Source organism: Agriterribacter sp. (assembly GCF_035444585.1).
Lineage (GTDB): Bacteria > Bacteroidota > Bacteroidia > Chitinophagales > Chitinophagaceae > Agriterribacter.
Map to the genome: position 1 here is coordinate 1 of NZ_DAOMOZ010000051.1, position 6,700 is coordinate 6,700.

General features: G+C 43.9%; 7 protein-coding genes. 1 reads left to right on the forward strand and 6 read right to left on the reverse strand.

Features of this window, described 5'->3' with window-relative positions; translation table 11 throughout:
- Together PLH26_RS07720 and PLH26_RS07725 are read right to left on the reverse strand one after the other, a co-directional pair.
- On the reverse strand, positions 1–286 hold a 286-nt coding region (locus PLH26_RS07720), incomplete at its 3' end, for a SulP family inorganic anion transporter (protein ID WP_324585431.1).
- Positions 287–483: 197 nt separating this feature from the next.
- The gene (locus PLH26_RS07725; RefSeq protein WP_324585432.1) at positions 484–1,095 is read right to left on the reverse strand and encodes a methyltransferase domain-containing protein; all 612 of its coding nucleotides are present in this window, start codon (positions 1,093–1,095) and stop codon (positions 484–486) included.
- Between the two features lie 186 nt (positions 1,096–1,281).
- Here PLH26_RS07725 and PLH26_RS07730 point away from each other — a divergent pair, with 186 nt between their 5' ends.
- On the forward strand, positions 1,282–1,989 hold the full coding sequence (locus PLH26_RS07730) for a Crp/Fnr family transcriptional regulator (RefSeq protein WP_324585433.1): 708 nt from the start codon (positions 1,282–1,284) through the stop codon (positions 1,987–1,989).
- Here PLH26_RS07730 and PLH26_RS07735 read toward each other — a convergent pair whose 3' ends face one another.
- The 4 genes from PLH26_RS07735 to PLH26_RS07750 all read right to left on the reverse strand — a co-directional run bounded on the left by PLH26_RS07735 (position 1,990) and on the right by PLH26_RS07750 (position 6,439).
- The gene (locus PLH26_RS07735; RefSeq protein ID WP_324585434.1) at positions 1,990–3,405 is read right to left on the reverse strand and encodes a c-type cytochrome domain-containing protein; all 1,416 of its coding nucleotides are present in this window, start codon (positions 3,403–3,405) and stop codon (positions 1,990–1,992) included. It abuts the gene before it with no gap.
- A 21-nt stretch (positions 3,406–3,426) separates the two neighbouring features.
- Entirely contained in the window at positions 3,427–4,362 is a 936-nt protein-coding gene (locus tag PLH26_RS07740; protein ID WP_324585435.1) for a sugar phosphate isomerase/epimerase family protein, read from the reverse strand.
- A gap of 51 nt (positions 4,363–4,413) precedes the next feature.
- Positions 4,414–5,925 (reverse strand): DUF1501 domain-containing protein, encoded by a 1,512-nt coding sequence (locus PLH26_RS07745; RefSeq protein WP_324585436.1) that lies wholly within the window; start codon positions 5,923–5,925, stop codon positions 4,414–4,416.
- A 97-nt stretch (positions 5,926–6,022) separates the two neighbouring features.
- A complete protein-coding gene (locus tag PLH26_RS07750; protein WP_324585437.1) occupies positions 6,023–6,439 on the reverse strand; it encodes a GxxExxY protein in 417 nt (138 codons plus the stop codon).
- Between the last annotated feature and the right edge of the window lie 261 nt (positions 6,440–6,700).

A 6,700-nucleotide genomic window follows, 5' to 3' on the forward strand; every position in this document is an offset into this window, starting at 1 on the left:
TAATTAAACCATTAATGCCAAACTGCTGAACAATGCCATATACAATTACAATGAATGCACCTGTAGGACCACCGATTTGAACCTTGCTGCCGCCCAGCGCTGAAATAATAAAACCCGCAATCACTGCAGTATACAATCCTTTCTCGGGCGATACACCTGAAGCTATCGCAAAAGCAATGGCAAGCGGCAGGGCTACCACACCTACAATCAAGCCTGCCATCACATCTTTGGTAAACTGCTGCCTGTTATAGTGCCTTAAGGTATCGAACAATTTAGGCCTGAACATATATGCAGGTTGATTCATCAGATCTTTTATATAGTGAACAGGTAATAGGCGATAGTGAATTTCATCTCTAAACTTTCAGCCGTGAGCTTTGGGCTATGAACCACTGATAATGGGCTTGCTGCTACCTCTCCCACGTCTCACTATTCACCATTCACACATCCCTTCATTTCTCACGTTTCACCCGGCATAAAAAGCGCTCATACCTTAACCCAGAATTTCAAAAGATTATCCATTTCCGAGCCTACCACATGATAATCCGCGGGTACTTCATCTTCGAGGCTGTAAAATGTAGCCAACCTTGTTCCGGCAGGCATTTGCTCTAACTGTTTATACAAATAACGGTTATAATAATTATACAGCTCGCCCGAGTATACAATACGCTCATCTATTTTATCGGTACCTGCCAGGTTTTCATAAAATGAATTATAAAAATAGAAATGATCGTAATTGCGCAAATTGAGTTGGGTAAAATTTCCATGAATGAAAGAAACATTCCGTAAGTCCAGGGTATTTGCTGCAGCTTGTGCATACCCCACCAGGTCTTTGCGCTGTTCAATACCAAAAAAGTGCGCATTGGGAGAATAATACGCCGCACTTAGGCAAAATTTACCCACTCCGCTGCCGATATCCAGAATACGCACCCCCTTTTCGGCCGCCAAAAAGAAGGAGGCTTTTCTTGCCACATTCAAAGGCGTCCAATGCCGTGAAGCCAACAAGCGGATCGGCTCGGGGTAAAGGGTATTAAACCTGTTATCGGAGCCGAAAAACCTGTTAACGGGCAATTTCTTTTCATTTACATGCATGGTCATTATTGAACTTTAATATGTCTTACTGTTCTGCATTATTGAATCACAACCCATATTATGCGGTGTAAATATATATTTCACCCCCCTGATAGCTGCATGCAAAATTACATATCAATTATTCTTTATGCGGTAAAACTTATCACCGCATGAGGTGATCAATATCAATATTTTTAAAGGTAGTTTTGCACAATGAGTATCCAGGGCATTTTTCCAATAGACAAATGGAATTTCAAGAGCGCGTCTATTTTAGCCGATCTGCCTGTCGCCGACCTTGACCGTCTTATGGCAGGTAAAAGTGAACATGTATATAAAAAAGGAGAGATCCTTTTCCGGGAAGGGGGCTACCCTGCAGGGATATACTTCATTGTTGAAGGCAAGGTAAAAAAATACAAAACAGATAAAAACAGCAGGGAGCAGATCATTTACGTAGCCAACACCGGTGAGTTAATCGGCTACCACGCCATTTTATCGGAATACCGCTACCCCGATTCGGCTGCAACACTGGAAGAAAGTACGATTGCCTTTATACCAAAGGAAGATTTTTTGGACTGCCTACAGCAATCGGCCGTTCTCAACAACAGGCTGCTGAAAACACTCAGCCATGAGTTTTCGGTATTGGCCAACAGCATTACTTTATTTGCACAAAACTCGGTTCGTGAAAGACTGGCATTGCAGTTAATTGTACTTAGAGAAAAATACAAAGTGAATTTTGAACCCGGCATGGCAGTAGAAATCAACATATCGAGGGACGATTTGGCCAGCCTTGCAGGTACCGCCCGGGAAAATGTAGTAAGGGTGCTGAGCGAATTTAAAGATGCAGGGATGGTTAAAACAAAGGGCAGAAAAATATTTATCACCGATATCAAAAAACTGGTGGATCTGGCAAATGCCAGGTAATTACTTTTTCTGTGTAATCAGTGTTGTGTCTCCTTCCAGCAAAGGCAGTGTATACCCGCCTGTATCCAGAACAGCTTTGGGAAAGGCTTGTTTCAATGATGCCAGATCTGCGCCATCCACAGCCGTTCTATATAAATAAAGGGTATGTAATTCCGGCAGGTTTTTTAAAGCCTGCAGCCCTCCGGCTGTGATCTTTGTTCCTACCACATTCAGGTATTGCAATTTTGATAAAGATTGCAGCATAGCAAGCCCCTTATCAGAGATGGGGGTATTGTCGAGGCTCAGCTTAATTAAAACGGGTAGCTTACCAATGGTAGTCATAGCGCTGTCGTTAATGGCAGTATTGCCCAATTTTAACCATATCAACTGTGGTGCAAGTGGCTCCAGCAGCTTCACTTCTTCGTTACCGATCTTTTTTGAATCCAAAAAATTAACAGAAAGATAGTTACTGCCCGTTGACACCGGAACAACGGTAACGCCCAGTTCTTTTAATTTGTTAACCGCCTGCTCCGGGGCTTCTGCTACGGGAGCTTCGGGCACCTGGGGTTTTGATGGCGCATGCTGATGGTCACTCTGCAAAGCGATAAGCAACGGTTTTATCTTTTCACCCTGCGGCAGGGCTTTTACTGGTTTATCAAAACTGGCACCCGTACTGATCCACCAATGGATCAGGTTGATCTCCGCTTCCGAAGGCTGCGACTTGCCTTTAGGCGGCATATGCTTCTTTTCAAGTAAATCGAGTGTTAGCCTTTTATACAATTCGCTTTCGGCACTTTTGCCCGCCACCAGCACTTTGCCGTCTTCTCCGCCCTTTTCGATCATTTCTTTGCTGTCTAAACGCAATTTGCCTTTTTGCTTCGATGGGCCATGACAGTTATAGCATTTGTTCTGTAATACCGGCTGTATAATATCATTATATGCATGGGCTTCCTGCACATCGGGAATGATCTTCTTTACTTCTTTTATATCATCAGGCTCTCCGATATCCTGTGTAAGGTATCCCTCGCCGTGAGTAAGCGTTCCTCCCAGGTGCCCCGTAAAAGTGATCAGCATAAACAAGACCACGGAAAGCACGTAAGGCAGGGCCGGATGGAACCGGAACGAAAATTTTTCTATATATATTATGTAATATAAAATGGCGACTACGGCAACTCCTATACCCATCCACCGGTGCCGGTCTAAGATAGTTGCATCATATTCTCCCCCGGCTGCCAGTAACCAGCCGCTGATACAGGACAATACAGCACTAACAGCGCCCAGCAATAAAGTAACGCTAACGGCAGGCCGAATGGTACTGAACTGCGGTTTGCGGCTGAGCCAGTGCAGTATAACACCCAATAATAAAATGCCAATAGGCAGATGCACGAGCAAGGGATGAAAACGACCGAAGAAACCTGAAATGCTGAGTAGTATCATAAAAGCTGCGGAATAGTTTTTTTATTGACCGGAATATCTTTTCTTCAGTTGGTTTTTCATGTATACGTTAATGGCCCATTGATCTGCCAGCGGCTGTCGTGTATATGGAAGTGCGGGAAGATAATCGGGTGGCCCAAATTCCGTAAGGAAAGTCAGTTTTTTCATTCCCTGCCTGATCTTCAGTTCCACTACCTTATCCCACCACTGCCAATGGCGTTTAACCGTTGCTTCCCATTCGGGTGCACGGGGATCATTTACCTGCGGACCTTCGGGATGACCTATTCTTACATGAATATGATCAACCCTCGACAATGCCAATTGTGTGGTTTCCTGCTGGTCATCCAATAATGATTCGTGTACATTACACCAATGAGAAATGTCGAGCGTTATACGCAGCCCGGGAATGGTCTCTACAAACTGACGCGCTATGGGAGCAGAGTACAGTATGCGCGAGCGATGCGTTTCATGACTTATCGGTATGCCCGTTTTTTTTGACACACCGATAGTATATTCAATAAACTGCCTGTTCTGCTCAAACGAAAAATAATCCCTGCCCGAATGACAATTGATGTACAATGGCTTTTGTATTTGCTGCGTGGCAGCCGCATCTGTCATTTTCTGAAATTGCTCCAGGTGCTTTTCGAAATGGCTATTGCCCGATCCGCATAAAAAACCAACTGCTAACCCATGCTTTTGCAATGCAGCAAACAATGTATCCTGTTGCTTTTTTTCGGTTGGCCACCACATTTCTATTCCATCATAGCCTTCCTTTTTGGCTTTGCTGCAAAAATCATCTGTTGTTCCCTCAAATCCCCAATTGGTTGCCATTATTAACGGCATAAAATCGGCAGGAAGGGCGAAAGCGGGTTTATCCATTACCGGTTGTTGAAAAGGTGCGATCATTGCTCCGCCAAAGGCGGCAGTTGTTGAAATAAATTTTATCCGGTTTAAAGGCATAAATAGTGGTAAGTGGTAAGTAGTAAGTGATAAGGAATACAGTTAATGGTTTTATGCTACAATTTCGCTTATCACCCTCCCGCTTACATCGGTTAAACGAAACGGCCGTCCCTGGAACTCGTAAACAAATTTTTCATGATCAAAACCCAACTGGTTCAGTACCGTTGCCTGTATATCATTGGGCTCTACTTTTCCGCTCCTGGCACTATAGCCTATTTCATCGGTTTCTCCATAGCTGAACCCTTTTTTGATGCCTCCCCCTGCCATCCACATTGTAAATGCTTCGGCGTGGTGATCTCTTCCTTTAAAAGGCATTTCCTTTCCATCCCTGTTTTCCTGCATAGGTGTGCGGCCAAATTCTCCGCCCCATACCACCAATGTTTCATCCAGCAGGCCTCTTTGTTTAAGATCGAGCAACAGGGCAGTTATGGGCCGGTCTATAGAGCGGCATTTGTTGATCAGCCCAATTTCCAGGCAATCGGCGGGGCTTGTTCCATGCGAATCCCAGCCCCAGTCGAAGAGCTGCACATACCTTACGCCTTTTTCCACTAATTTTCTTGCCAGTAACACATTGTTGGCAAAACTTGTGCGCCCCGGCCTGGTACCGTACATTTCATGTATATACTCCGGTTCGTCACTGATATCCATTGCTTCGGGCACCGACATCTGCATTTTATAAGCCATTTCATATTGGGATATCCGCGATAATATTTCTGGATCTTTAAACTCTTCGTACGACTGCTGGTTTACCCTGTTGATGGCATCAATAGATGCCTTGCGCATATCTTTATCTATTCCTTCCGGATTATTAATAAAAAGTACCGGATCCCCTTCGGAGCGGCACTGCACACCCTGGTAAACGGAAGGCAGGAAACCGCTGCCCCAAACGCTTTTTCCTGCATCAGGATTTTTACCACCCGAAGTAAGTACAACAAAACCGGGCAGGTTACTGTTTTCTGTTCCCAAACCATAGCTCACCCATGAGCCCATACTTGGCCTGCCCAAACGGGCACCACCTGTATGCATAAGCAGTTGGGCAGGCGCATGATTAAACTGGTCTGTTTTCACCGCTTTTAAAAAGCTCACTTCATCGGCTACCGTTGCAAAATGTGGCAGGTGATCCGATACCCATGCCCCACTTTGTCCGCGTTGTTTAAAATGTGCCTGCGGCCCCAGCATTTTGGGCACACCTCTTATAAATGCAAAGCGTTTGCCTTCCAGTAAAGATTGGGGACATTCCAACCCGTCTAACTTCATAAGATCGGGCTTATAATCAAACATCTCCAGTTGCGACGGAGCGCCTGCCATATGCAGATAGATCACGGATCTTGCTTTCCCGGGGAACATGGGAGGATGTGGCGCCAATGGATTGTTGCTGTCAAAAGCATTTACACCTGCTCCTTTTGAGCTCCAGAAATCACAACCGCTCAATAACGATCCAAACGCCATGGCGCCCAAACCGGTAATGCTGTCTTTTAAAAAATGCCTGCGCGTTACGAAACGCAGGGTTTCATGATTGGCCTCACTAATCAGCCGCTGGTTATGCAATTCTTTTTGAGTCATACCTTTTATTTTATCGCCGGAAAGTAAGAATGCCTCATTTCCGGTTATTTTTTCTTTTTACCAATTATGCACCGCTCTTCTTTCCGGCGTACCACAATTATTCATATGGCAGGTTGGCATACAATTGATTTACAAAAGTCTTTTGCCCTTCTTTAAATATATTGGTGCAATTAAAATTGATCAGTATTCCTTTTGGCCGCTTCATCAGCTTCATGTAGGTTAACAGTTTGGCATCGTGTATTGCCATCAAATGTTCAACGGACTTAAGCTCTACTATTATCAGGTCTTCTACTAAAACATCTAATCTTAATTGTGTTTCCAAACGCAAACCCTTATAAAACACAGGTATCCATATTTGTGTTTTATGATCGAGTCCCTGCAGAGACAATTCCCGGATAAAACATTGTTCATATACATTTTCCAATAAACCCGGTCCTAGTTGCTTATGTACTTCAATGGCGCATCCTATAATTTTATAGGTAAGCTCGTCAAGGTACTGTTGGGTGTTTTTCATTATGGTGTTTTTTTTGGTTACGCTCTCTTTTCAACACATAGAACCATAGGCACATGGGGCTTTATCTTATTACATAATTTTACTTCTTCTACTGTGTTCCTATGTTCCTACTGTGCCTATGTGTTAAAGCTTTTTTCTCAACACGTAGGATCATAGGCACATAGGGCTTTATCTTATTACATAATTTTACTTCTTCTACTGTGTTTCTATGTTCCTGCTGTACCTATGTGTTAAAGTTTTTTTCTCAACACATAGGATCAT

Excerpts from the sequence above, each read along its gene's own strand:
- PLH26_RS07730 (WP_324585433.1), top strand. The coding sequence starts at position 1,282 with ATGAGTATCCAGGGCATTTTTCCAATAGACAAATGGAATTTCAAGAGC.
- PLH26_RS07735 (WP_324585434.1), bottom strand. The coding sequence starts at position 3,405 with ATGATACTACTCAGCATTTCAGGTTTCTTCGGTCGTTTTCATCCCTTG.
- PLH26_RS07750 (WP_324585437.1), bottom strand. The coding sequence starts at position 6,439 with ATGAAAAACACCCAACAGTACCTTGACGAGCTTACCTATAAAATTATA.
- PLH26_RS07740 (WP_324585435.1), bottom strand. The coding sequence starts at position 4,362 with ATGCCTTTAAACCGGATAAAATTTATTTCAACAACTGCCGCCTTTGGC.
- PLH26_RS07745 (WP_324585436.1), bottom strand. The coding sequence starts at position 5,925 with ATGACTCAAAAAGAATTGCATAACCAGCGGCTGATTAGTGAGGCCAAT.
- PLH26_RS07725 (WP_324585432.1), bottom strand. The coding sequence starts at position 1,095 with ATGACCATGCATGTAAATGAAAAGAAATTGCCCGTTAACAGGTTTTTC.